Source organism: Pseudophaeobacter sp., from assembly GCF_039971195.1.
GTDB lineage: Bacteria > Pseudomonadota > Alphaproteobacteria > Rhodobacterales > Rhodobacteraceae > Pseudophaeobacter.
This window is the reverse complement of the sequence record NZ_JBDWPJ010000218.1, coordinates 1-18,622: the sequence shown is the minus strand read 5'-3', so window position 1 is coordinate 18,622 and position 18,622 is coordinate 1. Positions and strand designations below refer to the sequence as shown.

Genomic DNA, 18,622 nt, shown 5'->3' with positions numbered 1-18,622 from the left:
GGAGCTGGAAGAAGAAACAGGGGTCTCGCCTGATCTGGTCGAGATCATTGCCGAAAGCGACGGCTGGCTGCCCTATGACCTGCCGCATGATGTGGTGCCCAAATTCTGGGGCGGCAAGTATCGCGGTCAGGAGCAAAAATGGTATCTGATGCGGTTTCTGGGCCGCGATGATCAGGTCAATATCGAAACCGAGCATCCCGAATTCTCGGCCTGGTGCTGGCAGCCGGTGGACCAGCTGGTCGAAAAAATTGTGCCTTTCAAACGGGAGGTCTACGCCCGTGTGGTCCTTGAATTTAGCGCTCATTTCTAAGTTTTGGAAGCGAGGTTCGGGCCTGGCCTTCCGATCTGCGATCTACCTCTTCGCCTTTACCGCTTTATCAGTGCGGCCGGCCATGGCCCTGAGCTGTGAACGCAGTGCCACGGATGTTTTCTTGCAGTTGGAGGCAGCCAGGGATGCATATTACATTGTGGAAGGGCGGTTGGATTTCGACCCGGAACTTCTGCCAACGTCTGGCGGCAGCGGTTTAAATCCGGAGCCCGTTCGAGTTCCTGCGCATTTGTCAGGGCATCTTTTGACCAATGGAGAGCCAGGTGCCCCCATTGCGTTGGATGTTTTATTGGAAATCCATTGCCATGAAGAGAGGTGTGGTCCTCCTGGCGAGTCCGGGAAAAACTACATCAGCTTTGTCGAGCTGCGTGAAACCGGTTCCATCATCTATTCTTCTCCTTGTTTTGGCCACCTTTTCCCTAGCCGATTTGAACTTGAGCGAGAGTGGATCTATGCGTGCCAGCGCGGTGACGACTGCGTTCCAGGCTGGCAGCAATACTGAATCCCACCTTTTAAGAGGTCGCTTTCGCCTTGGAACGGCCAAGGCTTAGATTTGTCTGTCCTAGCCAAAGACTGAACAAGGCAAGGCCCGCCCCGACAGTTTGAACCGACGTCAGGCTTTCGCCCAGGAGGACCCAACCCAGCAGCACAGCGGAAAGCGGGCTGAGCACGGCTAGGAGAGAGACCTTGGCGGGCTCAATTCGGGACAATCCGCGAAACCATAAGATATAGGTCAATGCGCCGCCAATCAGGCTCATATAGGCGAGGCCAAGGATGTTGTCCCCTGTCAGGGTCGGAATCGTATCAAGGCTCAGGGCGGCAAAGGGGATCAGTAACAAGCCCCCGGCCGTCAACTGCCAGGCGGTAAAGGTCAGCGGTGGCACCGGGGGCTGCCATTTGCGGGTCAGTACCACGCCCGCCGCCATGGACCCTGCCCCGCCCAGACCTGCAACTACACCCCAAAAGTCGAGTTTCGCAGCGGGCGACAGCACCAGCAGGGCGACTCCTAGAATGCTCACTCCTGCGGCAAGTACAGCTGTTGCCCGGATGGGGGTCTTCAACGCATAGGCCGAGAAAAACACCACCAATAGCGGCTGCACAGCGCCGAGGGTCGCGGCCACCCCGCCCGGAAGCCTGTAGGCAGAGACAAAGAGAAGGGTCCAGAACAGCGAGAAGTTCAGCGCGCCGAGGATCAGCAGGCGTGGGATCCAGGCAGGCGGCGGCAATTGCCGTACGATGAGCAACAGCAAAAGCCCAGCGGGCAGTGCCCGGAGCAAAGCCACCAAGAGCGGTGACTGTCCTGGCAGAAGGCTGGTGGTAACAATGTAACTGCTGCCCCAGATCGCCGGGGCAAGTGCGGTAAGCAATAGGTCGAGGCGTGGCATTTGGATCATCTCCCAATTTATCTTGATATCGAGATAACACTGTTTATCTTGACGTCAAGATAATTGCCGAACAGATTATGTGCATGGATCATGTAGACTTCATCACCGACCAATGGGCCCGCGAGCGGCCGGACCTGGATGTTAGCGCTATGGGCATCATTGGCCGCGTGGCGCGGCTATATCTTTCCTATCAGGAAGGCATGCAGGTGACCTTTGCGCGCTTTGGGCTCAATGCGGCCAAATTTGATGTGCTGGCAACGCTACGCCGGGCCGGGACACCCTATCGCCTGTCGCCAGGGGAGTTGCTAAAGGCGACCATGGTGGCCTCGGGCACCATGACCAACCGCATTGCCCGGCTCGAAGCGGATGGGCTGGTACTGCGCCAGATCAACCCGGAGGACAGTCGCAGTTTTCTCATCGAGCTCAGCGCCAAAGGGTTGACCTTGATTGATCAGGTGGTGGAGGAACATGTGGCAACTCAGGAGGGATTGCTGGCCGCCATGCCAGAAAAGGAGAGGGCGGCTTTTCAAACCCTGCTCTCTCGGGCGCAGGCGGCTGCCGACAAGGCCTGACCGATTCGAGGCTCTTTCCGTTGTGGGCGGTCTCGATCTGGCGCGGGCGCGCGGGGCGGCTTTGCTGCACCGCGCTGGGCCCAACAGGAGCCCTCTCGCCAGGGGCGAGAGGGGCGACGGGCGGGAGGGCCCGCTTTTGTAAAACCCGTCCTGAGACTAGAGCAGACCTGCTTCGCGCAGCAGTTCCAGCATATTGGCCTCTGGCCGTGGGCCGATATGGCTGATGACCTCGGCGGCGCAGGCATTGCCCATCTTGGCACAGATCTCTAGATCGCGGCCCGTTGCCAGGCCAAACAGAAATCCAGCGGCAAACTGATCGCCTGCCCCAGTGGTATCCACCGGCACCAGTTTGGTCACCGGAACATCAATGCGGGTCTCACCGCTGATGACTGTCACCCCATCGCCAGAGCGGGTGCAGACCACCAGCGGGCAGATCGCTGCGGTCTTGGCCAGACCCTCTTCCAGATCATCGGTTTCAAACAGGGATTTGATCTCGTCCTCATTGCCGATGACAAAATCAAGATCATGTTCGATCAGTTTCAGGAAATCGGCGCGATGACGTTCAACACAGAAGGGATCAGAAATGGCGATGCCTGATTTGCCGCCGTTCTTCTTGCAGTCCCGCGCCGCTTCCAAAAAGGCGGTTTTGCCCTTGTCCTTGTCAAACAGATAGCCTTCCAGGAACATAATCTGGGCATTGCCGGCCACTTCATTGGGCACATCGGCGCTGCTCAGTTCGGCTGAGATGCCAAGATAGGTGTTCAGCGAACGCTCGCCATCGGGGGAGACAAAGATCATCGAGCGCGAGGTTGGCAGTTCGCCACCAGCGACGGGCGGGTTGACAAAATCAACCCCGTCTTCGTTCATCGCATCAGCGTAGAAATGGCCCAAGGCATCGTCATGTACCCGGCCAATAAAGGCCGCATCCAGCCCCAGGGCACCAGCGCCGGCGATGGTATTGGCGACCGATCCACCCGGGGTCTGAACCCGGGTGTCCATCGCGTCATAAAGCACCTCGCCCCGATCCCGCTCGATCAATTGCATAATGCCTTTCTCGATGCCCATTTTGGTGAGAAAGCTGTCATCGTTTTGCGAGATCACGTCGACAACCGCATTGCCGATGCCAACGATTTGGTAGGTTTTCATAGGTTCTTGTCCTCATATTGACAGAGATCGCGGATCAGGCAGGTGCCACACAGCGGCTTGCGCGCCTTGCAGTGATAGCGGCCATGCAGGATCAGCCAATGATGTGCATGTTGCTGAAAATCAGCGGGAATATTGTCTTCGACGGCGCGTTCCACCGCATCTACGTCCTTGCCCGGCGCGATGCCAGAGCGGTTGCCAACGCGAAAGATATGGGTGTCTACTGCCTGGGCTGGTTGATGCCACCACATATTGAGCACCACATTGGCGGTCTTGCGCCCGACGCCAGGCAGCGATTGCAGCGCCGCACGCGAATTTGGCACTTCACCGCCGTAGTCATCCACCAGGATCTGGCTCAGCTTGATGACATTCTTGGCCTTTTGGCGAAACAACCCGATGGTTTTGATATGGTCGGTGACGCCATCAATGCCGAGATCCAGCATTTTCTGCGGTGTATCGGCAATTTTGAACAGGGCGCGGGTGGCCTTGTTCACCCCGGCATCGGTGGCCTGCGCCGACAGCGCAACCGCCACCACGAGGGTGTAGACATTGACATGTTCCAGCTCGCCCTTGGGCTCTGGTTCTGCTGCCTGAAACCGCGAGAAAATCTCGCGGATTGTGTGATAATCGAGTTGCTTTGCCATCGCGCGCCTTATTGCCTCTTGGGACAGGGCTGCGCAAATGAAAAAGGAACAAAGGGTTTCGAAGCTCTTTCTGCCTTGGCCTTGCAGCAACAGATAGGGGTGGGTCACATGGGGCGCGCGCAGGCAGGCCTTCACTTTTCGCAGGTTTCGGGTCGCTTGCAATAGGCAGGGCGGATTATGGTAGATCCGTGAAGAGACAGAGGTGTGCAGATGAATATCCAGGCCAGTGAACAGAGCTACCACTATGGCGTCATGCGCCGTGCTATCGATTTGATCGACGCAGGCGGTGATGATTTACCCCTGGAGGATCTGGCGAAACGTATGGATATGAGCCCGGCACATTTTCAACGCCTGTTTTCGGCCTGGGTCGGGGTCTCCCCGAAACGCTACCAGCAATACCTGCGCCTGGGCCATGCCAAGACCCTGCTGAGGGAGCGCTTTTCCACCCTGCAAACCGCCCATGCCGTTGGTCTCTCGGGCTCTGGCCGGTTGCATGATCTCTTTTTGCGCTGGGAGGCCATGAGTCCTGGTGAATATGCCCGCAAAGGCGCCGGGTTGAAAATCCTCTGGGGCTGGTTTGACAGTCCGTTTGGGCTGGCGCTGGTGATGGGTACCGAAAAGGGCATCTGTGGGCTGGGTTTTGCAGCGGAAACCGGAGCCGAGCCGACCTTTGCGGATATGCGATCGCGCTGGCCCCAGGCGGAATTCGTTGAGGACCCGATGGCGCTGCGCCCGCTGGTGGATGCGGCCTTTGCCCAAAAGGGCGAAACAGCCCTGCATCTGATCGGCGCCCCCCTGCAGCTCAAGGTCTGGGAGGCGCTGCTGTCCATTCCCGATGGCCATGTCACCAGCTATTCGGAAATTGCCAAATCCATTGGGTCGCCAAAGGCTGTGCGGGCTGTTGGAACTGCCGTTGGCCGCAACCCGGTCAGCTGGCTGATCCCCTGCCACCGGGCCTTGAAAAAATCTGGGGAGCTCGGCGGTTACCACTGGGGGCAACCGGTCAAACGCGCCCTGCTGGCCTATGAGGCTGCCCGCTCGGAAGAGTCATTACCTGCGCCAGAGGCGCAGCCTGCCTGAACCCCAGATCCCGGGCAGGGCAGTTCTTGGCTGCGGCGACAACGGCCTGTAAGGTATTGCAATAGTTTCAGTACCTTTCTGCCCGATGTGGTGGTCCGGGGGCTGCGGTTCAGTCTGGCTGTGGTCGCGGTACGGTGGCGTTCCTGCGCGGCTTCAAACTCGATTTGGTGGCGGGGTTTATGGGTGATCGGTTTTGAGCCTGCCATTGGATGGCCTTGCTGCCAGCGCTCCAACCCCAGGGTGACCAAAGTGATCCAATCATAAGAATACATCTGACGTTCCTTTCTTGTTTCTGGTTGAGATTGGCACCTCTCTGCTGACAGACTGCTGTCAGCAGGGCGTGGTAAACTGTCAGCAGGAACAGGGAGGTGGAACCCATGGCGCGGTCGGACAGGTTGTTTGAGATCATCCAGATCTTGCGGGCGGCATCGGCTCCGGTGCGGGCCGAAGATCTTGCCGAAACCCTCGAAGTTTCAAAGCGGACTATCTACCGCGATATTGCAGCCCTGCAGATGATGCGCACACCGGTCGAGGGCGAGGCAGGCATCGGCTATATTCTGCGCGGTGGCTATGATCTGCCGCCGCTGAACTTTGATGCCGAAGAGATCGAGGCCCTGCATATCGGGCTGGCGATGCTTGTGCGCACAGGAGACACCGAATTACAGCAGGCAGCCCGGCGGGTCAGTCGCAAGATCAAGGATGTTCATGCCGCAGCGGATTGGCTGCAGGTGGCCCCCTGGGGCGCACCGCCAGATGACCCGGCCGAGGGCTGTGTCTCTGTTGCGCTGTTGCGTCAGGCGGTGCGGGCCTCTCACAAGCTCCGGATCACCTACCGCAGCAACAGTGAGGTCGAAAGCCAGCGGATCCTGCGCCCGCTTGGCCTGATCTACCACATTGACACAATCCTGCTGGCCGCCTGGTGCGAGTTGCGCGGCGGGTTTCGCCATTTCCGAACCGGACAGATCCATGCAGCCGAGCTTCTGGAAGACAGCTTTTGTGAGGAGGCACAGGTGCTGCGTAATCTCTGGCTGCAACAAGAAGGGTCGACTTATGTTCACTGCGCCTGAAAGCTGCAGCTGAGTGATCCCTGTGCCGGTGTTGGTTCAAGGGCTGTGCGCAGCAATCCGCCGAACAGGCCAGTCCAAAGCTTGAGCCGGGTGCCACAAAGGCAGATATATAAGGCAACCGATGCGCAAACAGCATCACCCGAGCAGCAAAAAGGTGTCAAAATGACCATTGTGAAACTCTCCAGCGCAAGCCTTTTGGCCGCTACCCTTGGGCTCACGGCCTGCACCGATACGGATGCTTTGCGCCAGCCGGGCGAAAAGGAACGCAACGGGCTTATCGCCGGGGCAATTGTTGGCGCAGGCCTCGCAGGTCTGTCCAATTCCAGCAACAAAGGCGCTGCCGTCGTGGCTGGTGCCGCTGCTGGTGCTTTGCTGGGTGGCGTCATTGGCAACCAGTTGGACAAACAAGAGGCCGAGCTGCGCGAGAGCCTGACCAATGATGGCATCTCCATCGTCAATACCGGCGACCGGCTGATTGTTTCCTTGCCCAATGATCTGACCTTTGCCACGGATAGCGCGACCATTTCCCCATCGGTAGAGGCCGACCTGCGGCAGGTATCGCAGAGCCTGGTGAAATACCCTGACAGTTCAGTGCAGGTGATTGGCCATACCGACAGCGATGGCGAGGCCAGCTATAATTTGGCCCTGTCGGAACGGCGGGCCAATACGGTGGCGGACCAGGTCCAGGCCGGCGGGGTACCTTACAATCGTCTGCAGACCCTGGGGCGCGGCGAAGATTTCCCGGTTGCCAGCAACCTCACCCCCGAGGGCAAGGCGCAGAACCGGCGGGTTGAGATCGTGATCGTGCCCACCGCGAGCTGATCGTGGGTGAAAGGCACCTTCCTAGGACATTCGAACTGGGGCCGCATTTTGATGCGGCCCTTTGTTTTTGCCATTTTCTCTGGTCTCGAGGCCCCCTAGGATCGCCGCATGACATATGAAGAAACCAAAAGCCCTGCAGGATCTGCGGCGCAGGTGCATAGCCTTCACGATATGCTTGACCCGGCCCGGGGCGCGGCCCTGCAGGTGGCGCTGGGTCTACCGCCAAGCATTGCGCAGGGGGCGGAACTTCCGCCTTTCTTTCATCAGCTCTATTTCTGGACTCCCCTGCCCCCCGAGGCCCTGGGGCGAGATGGGCATCCCGGGCTGAGCAAAACTGGTCTGATCCCGGATCTGGGCCTGCCGCGCCGCATGTGGGCCGGGGGGCGGCTGCGGTTCGAGCGCCCTTTGCGGGCCGGTATGAGTGCCGAAAAACGCTCTGTTGTTGAAAGCTCTGAGCGCAAACTGGGGCGCAGCGGGCCCCTGGGCTTTGTCACTCTGCGCCATGAGATCTGGCAGCAGGGGGCGCTGAGCCTCAGTGAATGGCATGATCTGGTCTACCGCGAGGATCCCACCCCGGCGGCCCCCAAACCGGTGCCGCCCAGGGCACCTCTGGATGAGGAGGTCGCGCGGCAGGTAAGTTTTAGTTCTACCCTGTTGTTTCGCTACTCAGCGTTGACCTTCAACGGCCACCGGATCCACTATGACCTGGACTATGCCCGCGATACTGAGGGCTACGCGGGACTGGTGGTCCATGGGCCACTGCTGGCGCAGCAGCTGATGTTGCTGGCGGAAGAACTGCTTGGACCGCTGGCGGAGTTTTCTTTCCGTGCCACCTCACCCTTGATGCATTTTGAAGAGGCAACATTGTGCTATCGGGACGGCGCGCTGTGGGTGCGTGCGCCGGATGGACGCCAATGCATGCAGGCACAGGCTGTGCCGAAAGCGGAATAAACCCGAAAAGGCGTGCCACTGGAGGGGGGGCTCCCGCGCCTTTGTGATGTCCAGCTGCGCTGGACCTCACAACAAGCCTTGGGCCCGGCGCCGCTGCGCGGCGCGAAAGAGCTGCTTGGGAAGCGCTTGAGCGGCAGGACTGCCTCTCAAGACGCCTGCTCAAGCCTACAGGGTCATGCATCGCCTCAAGGGTTAACCGCGCGAACGCGCGGCGGCTGGCGCCGCCCTTGACCCGCTGCATGGCAAAAAGAGGGAGGAAGGGCTGTGTTAGAGATTATCTTCGACGCGAAAACCGGAAGGGATCAGGTCGCGCCCTTCCAGCAGTAGATCTGCCATGACTTCGGAAATTTTGGGCGCCATGCCGAAGCCGATCTTGAAGCCGCCATTGGCAATGAAATGTCCCGGGCGACCTGGCCAGGCACCCAACATGGGGGCGCGACTTTTGGCGCGGGGGCGTATCCCAGCCCAGCGTTCGATCACCTCTACGCCCTGCAGGGTCGGCACAGCTGCCTGGGCCCGAGCAATGACATCGTCGAGCTGGCTATCGGTGCTGCAGGCATCGTCAAAATCGCGTTCGCTGGTGGAGCCGATCGCCAGGGTGCCATCCGCATGCGGGATGATGTGCAGCCCATCGGCATAGAGCTGGGGCACGGCACCGGCATCATAGCGCAGCAATGCGGCCTGGCCCTTGACCCCATTGCCAATGGGCTTGAACAGGGCGTCATTCAGCTCCAGCAACCCGACGTGGCCCTTGGCATGCAGCACCAGTCCCTGATCTGCGTCCTCGGGCCTGATCTCTACGCCTCTGGAGGCAAGGGCGGCAACCAGCGCGGCGCAGGCGCGGCGGGGGTGCATGCGGCCGCTCAATGTGTCCTGCACAACCATTCCGGAAGCGCTGGGCGGGCACCAGGGGCCCAGATCTGTCGCATGGCGGACGGTCCATGTTGCCTGACCCTGCCAGAGTGTCTGCGCGGATTTTTCGCGCTGCAAGGCGAGCTCCAGGGCGCGGGTGTCCTTCAGAGGTTGCAGCCGACCAGTGCGGCCATAGCCCGCTGAGATGCTGCCTGCCTGTTCTACCTCGCGCCAGAAATCAGCGGCCATCAGCAGGCTTTCGAGCTGGAATTGTTTCTTTGGGTTCCAGTTTTCCGGCACATGCGGGGCCAGCGCGCCGACAAGGCCGCCGCTGGAGCCGGCCCCGGCCCCAAAGGGGTCGATGAGCTGAACCTTGGCACCGCGCTGAACACAGGCCCAGGCGATCGAAAGGCCAAAAATGCCGGCACCTCGGATGGTGATATCTGCCATTGTCATTTGCCAAGCCTTTCGCCAGTGTCGCGCCAGTTTCCAAGCTTCAATTAGGGGAAAATGCCATGGCAGACCAGCCGCCACAGCTCAGCTGGCGCGAGGATCGTATTCCGGTCTCGGATCAGTTTGATGATCCCTATTTTTCGATCCAGAATGGTCTGGCCGAAACCGAACATGTGTTTTTGCAAGGCAATGGTCTACCGGGCCGGTTTGCGGCTGGGTTTCACATCGCTGAGTTGGGGTTTGGAACCGGTTTGAATATGCTGGCCGCCTGGCGCGCCTGGGAGCAAAGCGGTGCGCAGGGGGCATTAAAGTTCACCAGTTTTGAGGCCTACCCGATGGCGCCTGCTGATATGGCCAAGGCGCTTGCGGCCTTTCCTGAGGTTGGCCCCAGGGCGGCCCGTTTCCTAGGGCAGTGGCGGGGCAGCGGATCCTGCGATCTGGGCACTCTGCAGCTGGAAGTGGTCACGGGCGACGCGCGCAGGTCGCTGCCAGAGTGGACAGGGGAAGCCGATGCCTGGTTTCTGGACGGGTTCTCTCCGGCAAAGAACCCGGAGCTGTGGCAGGCGGATCTGATGCAGGCGGTGGCGGACCACACGGTGCCGGGGGGCAGTGCGGCCACCTATACGGCGGCGGGATTTGTACGCCGCGGGCTTGAGAACGCGGGCTTTGCCGTGCAGCGGGTACCGGGGTTTGGACGTAAAAGGCATATGACACAGGCGGTCAGGACAGAGGCGAAGGTGGAATGAGCAATGTAGCGTCTGAGCGCAAAGTCCAAAGCAACAATGTGCCAATGGGTATCTTGCTGATGATTGGCGCAACTGTGGTTTTTGCCCTGCAGGACGGGATCTCGCGTCATCTCGCCGGGACTTACAACACCTATATGGTGGTGATGGTCCGCTACTGGTTTTTTGCGGCTTTTGTAGTGTTTCTAGCGCTGCGTGCGCCAGGTGGCATTCGGGCTGTTGCCCGCACCAACCAGCTGGGGTTGCAGGTCTTTCGGGGCGTGCTTTTGGTGGCCGAAATCTGCGTTGCGGTCTACGGGTTTACCCTATTAGGACTGGTCGAAAGCCAGGCTGTGTTTATTTGCTACCCGCTGCTTGTCGCGGCCTTGAGCGGCCCGGTGCTGGGAGAGCGTGTCGGCTGGCGGCGCTGGCTGGCCATTGGTGTTGGGCTCATCGGAGTGTTGACCATTTTGCAGCCTGGAGCTGGAGTCTTTGACCCCGTTGCCCTGATCCCCTTTGCCTCGGCCTTGATGTTCGCTGTCTACGGTTTGCTCACACGGTTTGCGGCCCGCCAGGACAGCACCGCGACCAGTTTCTTTTGGACCGGGATTGCAGGCATGGTTTTCATGACCGCAGTTGGGATCTGGTTTTGGGAGCCTATGAGCCAGCGCGACTGGCTGTGGATGGCGCTGCTCTGTGTGTCTGGCGTCACCGGACATTGGCTGCTGATTAAATGTTATGAGATGGCTGAGGCCAGCGCGGTGCAGCCTTTTGCCTATTTTCATTTGATCTGGGCGGCCATTCTGGGCGTCAGCATCTTTGGAGAGGTGATCCGTCTGAATGTCGCTACCGGCGCCACCATCATTATCGCGGCCGGGCTATTTACCCTATGGCGCGAAAGCCGCAAGGCTGCTGCCAGATAGCTCTTGCGAGAAGGGTATCGGCAGGGGTGTTTCGCCCAGACGGGCGCGGTAGACAGGCAGGCTTTCACTGACCCGCATCACATAGTTGCGGGTCTCGTTAAAGGGGATGTGCTCGATCCAGTCGATAATATCAGGGCTGCCGTCGCGCGGATCGCCATAGCGTTCCATCCATCTCTTGGGGCGATGAGGCCCGGCGTTGTATCCTGCTGCCATCATGATGATATTGCCGTCGAATGTGCCTGCCAATGAGGCCAGATACTGGCTGCCCAGCTTGGCGTTATAGTCCCATTCGGTGGTCAAACGGGCGGTGTCATGCTTATCTAGGATGTCCAGCTCCTTGGCCACCAGCTTGGCAGTGGCGGGCATCAGCTGCATCAGCCCGCGGGCGCCTGCATGGCTGATCACCACCGGGTCAAACTCGCTTTCGCGCCGGGCAATCGCCAGGGTCATTTCCGGCGCCATGGGCAGTTTTTCCTCTGCCACCGGATGCAGCGGGTAATAGGCGCCATGAAGCTCGGTACCGGCGCGTGCGGCGCGTTTGGCAATCATCACCGCCAGATGCGGTTCCTTCATTTCCACCGCCATCTGTCCCAGCTGCTGCGCCTGAACCGGCGGCAGGCTTTCGACCTGATGGGTAAAGAACCGTTCAGCCAGGGTCAGCTCACCGGCCTGCACCAGCAACAACCCAGCCTCCACAACCGAGGACTCAAGGAAAGCAGCGCTGCGCCAGGGGGGCAGTTTGGGGGGAGCGGTCAGGGCCGGATCAAATCCGCGCCCCAGAGTTTCCGCTGCCAAAAGCCCATAAAAGGAGGTCTGATACTCCGCTCCCCTGGCATAGGCTTCATGGGCCTTGTCGACTTCGCCCAGGGCGGCATAAGCGCGACCCAGCCAATAGCCGCCACGCCCCACTGAAATGGGCGTTTCGATCGAGGCGAGGAAACGCTCAAAGTGATGCACCGCCAGTTCGGCATCCTTCAGCTTGCGCAGGGCGATATAGCCTGCCAGCCATTCGCAATCGGAATAGCCATAGCCAACATCCGGATCGGAGAAATGATGCGCGGCCAGTTGATAGGCCCGCTCATGTTTGCCGTCGCGCATCAGTTGGCGGGCCAGATCCCGGCGACGACGCAGCCATTTCTCCGGCTGTCCCAGTGCCGCCGCGCTGGTGCTGCGATCGATCATCAGGGCAACGGCGGCGTCCTGTCGCCGCTTCTGGTCACGCCAGACAAACCGGTCATAGGCCAGGCCGGGATCATTCTGCAGCGCGGCCGGAACGGCTTCGATCTTGTCGTCGACGCCATTGGCCTTCCTTTGCAGTGCAATGCGCGCTTCTGCCAGGGCACGGGGCCCGTCGCCAACTAGGGGCAGCATACGGGTCGCACTCACATCATGATTGTCCCAAAGCAATTGGCTGATCCGAGCGGCGTTATGCGGTTTCAGCAGCTTGGCGTGATCCGCCAGATAGGCTTCTTGGGTCTCTGCCTTCATTGGCATGGTTGTCCAGGCCCGGATCAGCTCGGCCTCGCCTGCGGCCTGGTCACCGCGATGGAAAGAGGCCCGTGCCAGACTGGCCGATCCCTCCGGAGTTTGCGGTGGCTGATCGGCAAAAAACGCCAGCACTCGGCTATGGGATTTCTCCACGATGACCTCTTCACTGCGGCGTCGCAGATAGGGCTGGCCGGGCCAGTCAGAACGCCGTGCCAAAAACCCTTCGACATCCGCCGCCGAGCCTTCCTTTGCCCGCAAACGGTGCCATTCCACGATGTCGCGGGTGACGGATCCCTTTGCCCCGGCAGCACTCAGCGCCTCCGGCCATTTCTCCGCCCGCACCAGCGCCATGGCTCGTTCCAGCGGCCGGGTCTCGGCTTTTGCGACGGATCCAAGCATCAGGATCAGCGATATCAGGAGCAGAATGCGTGTCATGGCTTGCTTTTATAGTGGATCCGGGGATAGAGGCATTGACGATAATTCGAGAATGGCTGGTATCAACTCAAATTCCGGTCAAGTCCACAATGAAGGCGGGCCTCCGCCTGTCAAGACCTACAGCTAAAGGGAGCGCACCCATGTTTAAAGGCTCTATGCCAGCCCTCGTCACCCCGTTTCAAAACGGCGCGTTGGACCTGGATGCGCTTAAACGCTTGGTGGATTGGCATATTGCCGAGGGCTCAAGCGCATTGGTGCCGGTTGGCACCACAGGCGAAAGCCCCACCCTCAGCCATGATGAGCACGAAGCCGTGATCGCCGAGGTTGTCAAGGCCGCCGCTGGGCGTGTGTCGGTGATTGCCGGTGCTGGCTCCAACAATACCGTCGAGACGATTCGCTTTGTCGAATTTGCCAAGAAAGCCGGTGCCGATGCGGCCCTGGTGGTGACCCCCTACTACAACAAGCCAACCCAACGCGGGTTGATGGCGCATTTCCAGGCGGCCCATGACTGCGCTGATCTGCCGATCATCATCTACAATATCCCGGGGCGCTCCATTGTCGACATGACGCCGGCGACCATGGGTGAACTGGCCAAACTGCCCCGCATCATTGGCGTCAAAGACGCCACCGGCGATATCGCCCGTGTCAGTCAGCAACGCGCCTCTTGCGGTGCCGACTTTGTTCAGCTCTCCGGTGAAGACGCCACCGCCCTGGGCTTCAACGCCCATGGCGGTGTGGGCTGCATTTCGGTGACTGCAAACGTGGCACCACGTCTGTGCGCCGAATTCCAGGCCGCAACCCTGGCTGGCGACTACGCAAAAGCGTTGGAATATCAGGACAGGCTGATGCCCCTGCACGAGGCGATCTTTATCGAACCCGGTCTGGTCGGTGCCAAATATGGTCTCAGCAAACTGGGGCTCTGCTCCCAAGAAGTCCGCTCGCCGCTGACTGGCCTCGAAGACAGCACCAAATCGGCCATCGAGGCCGCCATGGCCCATGCCGGGCTGCTGTAAATAACGTCTCGTCCAGAATAGGCCCTGCAGAGATGCGGGGCCTTTTTGCCATCACCTTTCCTGCAAATATTCCGGGGTGAATGCGCCAAAGGCGCAGAGGGGCTGGCCCCTCAATGCCCTGTCAAAACCCCCTCCAGATGCGGTGTCTTTTCCGGGTTGCGGGTGACGTAGATCCGCCAGATCCGCCCGTCCCGGATCTCAAATGCAGCGGTTTCCAATACGCCATCTTCGGCCCGGTTCACCACGCCAGGCAACCCATTGAGCTGACAAAGCCGCCACTGCGCAGGCAGGGTTCCCCCGGCTTTGCGAGCGACCCCCTCCAGCAACCGGGTCACCCGATCTGCGCCATAGATCGGGTTGAGCGCCGCGATCACCTTGCCGCCGCCATCCGAGATCAGTTCCACATCCGCCGCCAGCAATTGGCCCAGGGCCGAGGTGTCACCGGTCTTGGAGGCTTTGAAAAAGGCCTCGGCGAGGGCCATGCCCTGGGCAGACCTTTCCAGCCTTCTCTGCGGCTTTTGTCGGACCTTTCGCCGCGCGCGTGCCGCCAACTGGCGACAGGCCTCAGGCGTACGGTTCAGGGTCTCTGCGATCTCGCCGTAAGATCCGTCAAAGATGTCATGCAGCAAGAAGGCAGCGCGCTCCAGCGGGCTCAGCCGATCCAGGGCCAGTAAGAGCGCCACGGTCACATCCTGATCCAACAGTTCAATCGGATTCTCTGTCAAGACGGGATCCGGTAGCCATGCACCAGTATAGGCCTCGCGCCGCACCCGTGCAGATTTGAGCTGATCCAGACAGAGCCGCGTGGTCACCCGTACCAAGTAACCGGTTGGGTCGAGTACCGTATCATGATCCACCCGCTGCCAGCGCAGATAGGCCTCTTGCAGAATATCTTCAGAATCCGCCACGCTGCCCAGCATTCGATAGGCGACTGCAATCAAACGCGGCCGCAGCTGAAGAAACACTTCGGTTTCAGAATTGATACCTTTGGCTGTCACGCGGCATTTGCCTCCTGTTCTTCAGGATGTGGAATGGCAAAGCCGATAGCAAGGCGGTTCCAGCCATTGATGGTGGTGATCAACAGCGTCAGTGCCACCTGTTCGCGCGGCTCAAACTGCGCTGCCAGGGCAGTATAGTCCCTGTCCGGTGCGCCCTTGCTCGCAACCTCTGTCAGGCATTCGGTCCAGGCCAGGGCCACCCTTTCTCGATCGCTGAACAGAGAAGACTCGCGCCAGGCCGGGAGCAGATGCATTCGGGTGTCGCTTTCGCCTTTGGCGCGGGCCTCGTGCGTGTGCATATGGATGCAAAAGGCGCAGTGATTGATCTGCGAGGCACGCAGTTTCACCAGTTCAATCAGGCTGTGCTCCAGGCCGCTCTTGGCGATGGTTTCTTCCATAGCGAGCATGGGTTTCATCAAATCCGGGGCCACAGTAAATTGGTCGATACGGGCGGTCATTGTTTTCTCCTGTTGAGCAATACAGAAACAGGACGAGGCAGCGTCGGGGTTTGTGACATGGGATAAAAAAAGGGCACCCCAGGGAGGTGCCTTTTTAAGATTTTGCCTTATTAAAAGCTCAGCGTCTGCCGTAGTAGAGCCCCACCACATGTTCCGCCTGGGCAAAAAACAGCCAGCGCGAGACGGCAATTCCGATCAAATGAGACAGCACCGCAAAGGCTGCCATCAGATGTTTGATCAGGCTGGAATCCACAGGTAGGACCATGAACAATACAGGCAGGATAAACCCAAAGCCAAGCGCCAGCACCCGCAGTTTCATTGCGTGCTTGCGCCCCACCACATGCACAAATTCGCGCAGCAGATAGTTGCTGCCGGTATGGGGCGGCTCAAAGGCACGTACCGAACCGCCCCCAGCCAGACCAGTTGCGGTCTCCATGGTGGTGCCAGAAGCGGCAAAGGCCTGATCGCCCTTGACCCAATAGGCCAGTTGCACGGCGCTGGCTGCCAGTAAAAACCAGATCGACAGGCGCTCTTGCCCGGCCAGCAGGGCGCCCCCTGCGACGGAGAAGCTGAGGAACATCACCGGGGTGAGTAGCATGTTCCAGCGCGGAATGGTTTTGAGCTGGGTATAGATCATCGAGGTGGTGAAGACCGTGGCCAGGCTCAGCCCTGCGCCAAGCAGGCCCAAGATACGCCAGTGCTGGTCGAGGAAGATGGCGCCAAGGGCAAAGAGCCCCATGGTCAGCAGTGCCGCCACGGCGCAGAGCCCTTCGCGGCTGAGCCAGCTGCTACGCCATTGACTAAAGGCCTTGAGCGCACGTTCGGGATGGCCGAGATGGAAGGTGGAGGCCAGCAAGCCTCCGACCGCCAGCGCATAGGCAATGACGTAGAATACAAAGGCAACCCCGCCGGTGACAGCCGGGTAGCCGAGGCCAAGGAAAGCCAGCAGGCCAAAACCCAGACCGGAGAGGGTGGTGAAGAGAATAACGGAAGGTGCCGGATGCATCAGTTGCTCCCTCCTGATGACTGGCTCGAAGATTGGCCTGGAAGCCTGTCCAGCGCCTTGTCGAGCCAGCCAAGGAAACCGCCAGGCTCTTCGGTGACTGGGGCGAGGAGGGGGGCAAGAATGTCGATCTGTTCTTCCAGCTTATCCTTTGGGCGCGGTGGCAGGTATTTGTTCACTGGCTTGGTGCCCATTTCTGGCATCAGATCCATGCCGCCGCGCTCTGCCACCAACTGGCTGACATCACTGTCCGGATCCCCCAGATCGCCAAAGTGGCGCGCCCCTGCCGGGCAGGTGCGCACGCAAGACGGCACGCGGTCTACTTCGGGCAGGTTCTCGTTGTAGATCCGATCAACGCAGAGGGTGCATTTTTTCATCACCCCCTCGGCCAGATCGAGCTCGCGGGCCCCATAGGGACAGGACCAGGCACAAAGCCCGCAGCCGATACAGTCGCTTTCATTGACCAGCACGATGCCATCCTCAACCCGTTTGTAGCTGGCGCCAGTGGGGCAGACGGTGACGCAGGGGGCCTCTTCGCAGTGCAGGCAGGATTTGGGGAAATGGATCAGCTGCGCCGCCGGATCAGGCTGCGCGGGGCTGGCCTTGGGCTGGACCTCAAAACTGTGGACGCGGTTGAGGAAGGTGCCGGAAGGGGCAGCGCCATAGGCATCCTGATCCGACAGCGGCGCGCCGTAGTTTTCGGTGTTCCAGCCTTTGCAGGAAATCACACAGGCATGGCAGCCGACGCAAGTATCCAGGTCAATGACGAGACCCATTTTCTTGGCGGTTGTGGTGGGGAGTTCGGTCATTTGAACATACCTCCGCAGGTGTAAAGAAGGGGAGAGGGGGCGCTGCCCCCATCGCCTGCGGCGATTCCCCCGGGATATTTGGGGCCAAATGAAGGCGTCAGAAGCCTGGGAGCGCGCGGGGTCATTTGCCCACCTTCCATGCCAGATCCTTGGGGCCGGTGCCGATGGGGGATTTGATTGGCGCCATGGCGGGCTGGCTTTCGCTAAAGTCTTCGGGCGCACCGGCTTTTTCGATTTTCACCTTGAGGTCGAACCAGGCGGCCTGGCCAGTGATCGGATCGGAATTGGCCCAACGCAGACCGTCGCCATTTGGGGGCATCAGCTCGTGGATCAGGTGGTTGAGCAGGAAGCCCTTGGTGGCCTCAGGCGCGTCTTCCTGCAGGCCCCAAGTGCCTTTGCGCTTACCAATGGCGTTCCAGGTCCAGACCGTATTGTCGTTGAGCGCGGCCATTTCCATCACCGGCACGGTGATCTCCCCGTGTGGCGAGGAGACCCTGGCCCAGTCGCCATCTGCCAGGTCGTGTTGCCGCATCAGCTTTGTCGGCAGGTAGAGCGGGTTGCGCCCGTGCAGCTGGCGTAGCCAGGCATTTTGCGTGCCCCAGGAGTGATACATCGCCATGGGGCGCTGGGTGAGGGCGTTGACAGTGAAACCCGCGTTGCCCTGTTGATCGGTCTCATACCAGATCGGCAGCGGATCCATGGTGTCTTTGATGCGCTGGCGCAGATGTTCAGGGGGCTGGCGCTCACCGTGACCCTCGGCGGCCAGCTGGAATTTGCGCATTGGCTCGACATAGAGCTGGAACAGATAGGGCTGCGGGCTGTCGTAGAGCCCGAGGTCGACCGCCCAGTCCTGATAGGCGCGGTTCCAGGGTTTGAAGTAACTGGCCTCTGCCGGGATATGTTCGACAAAGAAACCGCCGTTTTCGATGTATTTGTTTAGCTGCTCTGGATTGGGCTCACCACGGCCTGCCTTGTCACCATCGGGGCCGCGAAAACCCGCCAACGGGCCGATGCCGGGCTTGCGCTCGTGGTTGACGATGTAGTCGGCGTAGTCCTGCCATTTGGCACTACCGTCCTCAGCGGTGAAACCCGGCAGTTTCATCTTGTTGGCCAGCTGCACCAATACTGTCTGGAAGCCGCGTACATCCCGGTCGGGTTCGATCACTGGCCAGCGGATGGCATCAGCGGCGCCATCGGCCTCGCAGATGGGGCGGTCGAGCATCGAGATACAGTCGTGGCGTTCCAGATAGGTGGTGTCGGGCAGCACCAGATCCGCATAGGCCACCATTTCGGAGGAATAGGCATCGGAATAGATGATGCGCGGGATCTTGTAGTCGCCGTTTTCATCCTTATCCGTCAGCATGTCGATCACGCCGCCAGTGTTCATCGAGGAGTTCCAGGACATATTGGCCATATACATGAACAAAGTGTCGATCTTATAGGGATCCCCCGCATGGGCGTTGGAGATCACCATAT

At 60.0% G+C, this 18,622-nt stretch carries 20 protein-coding genes; 10 read left to right on the top strand and 10 right to left on the bottom strand.

Annotated features, from left to right (window positions below; genetic code table 11):
• Together ABJP42_RS18950 and ABJP42_RS18945 are read left to right on the top strand one after the other, a co-directional pair.
• A partial coding sequence (locus ABJP42_RS18950; protein WP_348343212.1) for an RNA pyrophosphohydrolase occupies positions 1-310 on the top strand: 310 nt, incomplete at its 5' end.
• Positions 279-830 (top strand): hypothetical protein, encoded by a 552-nt coding sequence (locus tag ABJP42_RS18945; RefSeq protein WP_348343210.1) that lies wholly within the window; start codon positions 279-281, stop codon positions 828-830. The genes ABJP42_RS18950 and ABJP42_RS18945, both read left to right, overlap by 32 nt.
• A gap of 10 nt (positions 831-840) precedes the next feature.
• Here ABJP42_RS18945 and ABJP42_RS18940 read toward each other — a convergent pair whose 3' ends face one another.
• Entirely contained in the window at positions 841-1,713 is an 873-nt protein-coding gene (locus tag ABJP42_RS18940; RefSeq protein ID WP_348343208.1) for an EamA family transporter, read from the bottom strand.
• Between the two features lie 83 nt (positions 1,714-1,796).
• Between ABJP42_RS18940 and ABJP42_RS18935 the strand changes: the two genes are divergently transcribed.
• The gene (locus ABJP42_RS18935; protein ID WP_348343206.1) at positions 1,797-2,285 is read left to right on the top strand and encodes a MarR family winged helix-turn-helix transcriptional regulator; all 489 of its coding nucleotides are present in this window, start codon (positions 1,797-1,799) and stop codon (positions 2,283-2,285) included.
• 156 nt (positions 2,286-2,441) lie between these two features.
• On the opposite strand, the gene ABJP42_RS18930 is transcribed toward ABJP42_RS18935, so the two are convergent.
• Both ABJP42_RS18930 and nth read right to left on the bottom strand, forming a co-directional pair.
• Positions 2,442-3,431, bottom strand: a complete 990-nt coding sequence (locus tag ABJP42_RS18930; RefSeq protein WP_348343204.1) for an adenosine kinase — start codon at positions 3,429-3,431, stop codon at positions 2,442-2,444.
• The gene (gene nth / locus ABJP42_RS18925; RefSeq protein WP_348343202.1) at positions 3,428-4,072 is read right to left on the bottom strand and encodes an endonuclease III; all 645 of its coding nucleotides are present in this window, start codon (positions 4,070-4,072) and stop codon (positions 3,428-3,430) included. The genes ABJP42_RS18930 and nth overlap by 4 nt, the downstream gene beginning before the upstream one ends.
• 210 nt (positions 4,073-4,282) lie before the next feature.
• Here nth and ABJP42_RS18920 point away from each other — a divergent pair, with 210 nt between their 5' ends.
• The 4 genes from ABJP42_RS18920 to ABJP42_RS18905 all read left to right on the top strand — a co-directional run bounded on the left by ABJP42_RS18920 (position 4,283) and on the right by ABJP42_RS18905 (position 7,992).
• Entirely contained in the window at positions 4,283-5,152 is an 870-nt protein-coding gene (locus ABJP42_RS18920) for a methylated-DNA--[protein]-cysteine S-methyltransferase (RefSeq protein ID WP_348343214.1), read from the top strand.
• A 377-nt stretch (positions 5,153-5,529) separates the two neighbouring features.
• Complete coding sequence (locus tag ABJP42_RS18915) at positions 5,530-6,219, top strand: helix-turn-helix transcriptional regulator (RefSeq protein WP_348343200.1); 690 nt, start codon at positions 5,530-5,532, stop codon at positions 6,217-6,219.
• Positions 6,220-6,381: 162 nt separating this feature from the next.
• Entirely contained in the window at positions 6,382-7,041 is a 660-nt protein-coding gene (locus ABJP42_RS18910) for a YiaD family glycine zipper/OmpA-like lipoprotein (protein WP_348343198.1), read from the top strand.
• Between the two features lie 108 nt (positions 7,042-7,149).
• Entirely contained in the window at positions 7,150-7,992 is an 843-nt protein-coding gene (locus tag ABJP42_RS18905) for an HTD2 family dehydratase (protein ID WP_348343196.1), read from the top strand.
• A 267-nt stretch (positions 7,993-8,259) separates the two neighbouring features.
• Here ABJP42_RS18905 and ABJP42_RS18900 read toward each other — a convergent pair whose 3' ends face one another.
• Positions 8,260-9,300 (bottom strand): NAD(P)/FAD-dependent oxidoreductase, encoded by a 1,041-nt coding sequence (locus ABJP42_RS18900; protein ID WP_348343194.1) that lies wholly within the window; start codon positions 9,298-9,300, stop codon positions 8,260-8,262.
• Positions 9,301-9,359: 59 nt separating this feature from the next.
• On the opposite strand from ABJP42_RS18900, the gene mnmC2 reads away from it, so the two are divergent.
• Complete coding sequence (mnmC2, locus tag ABJP42_RS18895; RefSeq protein WP_348343192.1) at positions 9,360-10,043, top strand: tRNA (5-methylaminomethyl-2-thiouridine)(34)-methyltransferase MnmC2; 684 nt, start codon at positions 9,360-9,362, stop codon at positions 10,041-10,043.
• On the top strand, positions 10,040-10,942 hold the full coding sequence (locus tag ABJP42_RS18890; protein WP_348343190.1) for a DMT family transporter: 903 nt from the start codon (positions 10,040-10,042) through the stop codon (positions 10,940-10,942). Before mnmC2 ends, ABJP42_RS18890 begins: the two co-directional genes overlap by 4 nt.
• Here ABJP42_RS18890 and ABJP42_RS18885 read toward each other — a convergent pair.
• Positions 10,907-12,865, bottom strand: coding sequence for a lytic transglycosylase domain-containing protein (locus ABJP42_RS18885; RefSeq protein WP_348343188.1), 1,959 nt, complete (start codon positions 12,863-12,865; stop codon positions 10,907-10,909). The genes ABJP42_RS18890 and ABJP42_RS18885 overlap by 36 nt on opposite strands.
• A 140-nt stretch (positions 12,866-13,005) precedes the next feature.
• Here ABJP42_RS18885 and dapA point away from each other — a divergent pair, with 140 nt between their 5' ends.
• Positions 13,006-13,878, top strand: a complete 873-nt coding sequence (dapA, locus tag ABJP42_RS18880; RefSeq protein ID WP_348343186.1) for a 4-hydroxy-tetrahydrodipicolinate synthase — start codon at positions 13,006-13,008, stop codon at positions 13,876-13,878.
• A gap of 110 nt (positions 13,879-13,988) precedes the next feature.
• On the opposite strand, the gene ABJP42_RS18875 is transcribed toward dapA, so the two are convergent.
• The 5 genes from ABJP42_RS18875 to ABJP42_RS18855 all read right to left on the bottom strand — a co-directional run.
• Positions 13,989-14,876 (bottom strand): sigma-70 family RNA polymerase sigma factor, encoded by an 888-nt coding sequence (locus ABJP42_RS18875; RefSeq protein ID WP_348343184.1) that lies wholly within the window; start codon positions 14,874-14,876, stop codon positions 13,989-13,991.
• A complete protein-coding gene (locus tag ABJP42_RS18870; RefSeq protein WP_348343182.1) occupies positions 14,873-15,334 on the bottom strand; it encodes a carboxymuconolactone decarboxylase family protein in 462 nt (153 codons plus the stop codon). Before ABJP42_RS18870 ends, ABJP42_RS18875 begins: the two co-directional genes overlap by 4 nt.
• Positions 15,335-15,452: 118 nt before the next feature.
• Positions 15,453-16,340 (bottom strand): dimethyl sulfoxide reductase anchor subunit family protein, encoded by an 888-nt coding sequence (locus tag ABJP42_RS18865; protein WP_348343181.1) that lies wholly within the window; start codon positions 16,338-16,340, stop codon positions 15,453-15,455.
• Entirely contained in the window at positions 16,340-17,146 is an 807-nt protein-coding gene (locus ABJP42_RS18860) for a 4Fe-4S dicluster domain-containing protein (protein ID WP_348343179.1), read from the bottom strand. Before ABJP42_RS18860 ends, ABJP42_RS18865 begins: the two co-directional genes overlap by 1 nt.
• Before the next feature lie 121 nt (positions 17,147-17,267).
• On the bottom strand, positions 17,268-18,622 hold a 1,355-nt coding region (locus tag ABJP42_RS18855), incomplete at its 5' end, for a molybdopterin oxidoreductase family protein (protein WP_348343177.1).